Source organism: Arenibacter aquaticus (genome assembly GCF_003957295.1).
Lineage (GTDB): Bacteria > Bacteroidota > Bacteroidia > Flavobacteriales > Flavobacteriaceae > Arenibacter > Arenibacter aquaticus.
Genome location: NZ_RQPJ01000021.1, coordinates 1 through 943 on the forward strand (window position 1 = coordinate 1; position 943 = coordinate 943).

Sequence of the window (943 nt, forward strand, 5' to 3'; positions counted from 1 at the left end):
CATTTACCTCTCGGTCCTCTGCGGTTAAGGAGTTTTAGCTGCGCCTCCCTTTTCCTGCTGTAAAAATCCCTTGATTTACTACGCATATTAAAATAGGCCGTTAGGCTTTCTAAGAGGTTTTTGCCTATTGACTAATGACTGCTCAATGCTCACTTTACATTGTTTATTGCTAATTGATATTTATTTAAGGGGCTACGTCATTGCGAGAAGCTTTTGCGACGAAGCAATCTTGCCATAAATAAGCAGATTGCCACGCTGCGCCTACCTAGCGGTAGGCTTGCTCGCAATGACGGCATTTATTAAGGTTTGAGCAACTGATGACTGTTCACTCCACATTGTAATTTGCTAATTGTTTATTATTTATTGTAAGAAGCAGATTGCCACGCTGCGCCTACCTATCGGTAGGTAAACTCGAAGTGACGGTGTTTGGCATGTAGATTTGAATGGGCGTCATTGCGAGAAGCTTTTGCGACGAAGCAATCTTACCATAAATAAGCAGATTGCCGCGCTTTGCCCGCCTGGCGGCAGGGCAAGCTCGCAATGACGGCATTTATTAAGGTTTGAGCAACTGATTACTGTTCACTTACAACTGTTTACTGATTACTCTTCACTCCAGCTTCTTTTCTCTCTTCTCTTTTTTCTTAGCTCATTGAGCTTTTGGCTTTTGGCTTTTGCCTATTGCCTAATGACTGACCACTTTTTACTGACCACTGTTCACTGAATACTGTTCACTCCTTATTGTTTATTGCTAATTGATTATTGTTCATTGAAAAAGCCTTCCCCCGACCCTGGAGGGTGGGCTTTTTTTATTTTTTAACTGTCTTTTCTCTCTTCTCTTTTTTCTTAGCTCATTGAGCTTTTGCCTAATGACTAATGACTGCTCAATGCTCACTGACAACTGTTTACTGATTACTGTCCACTCTTCCTTGCTCCATGTCACCTC

Annotated in this window: 1 protein-coding gene; it reads right to left on the bottom strand. The window is 41.9% G+C overall.

The genetic code is table 11. The features are described 5' to 3' along the window. Window positions 1–763: 763 nt before the first annotated feature. Window positions 764–943, bottom strand: a 180-nt coding sequence (locus EHW67_RS20830) for a hypothetical protein (RefSeq protein WP_238389968.1), incomplete at its 5' end; no start/stop codon positions are given.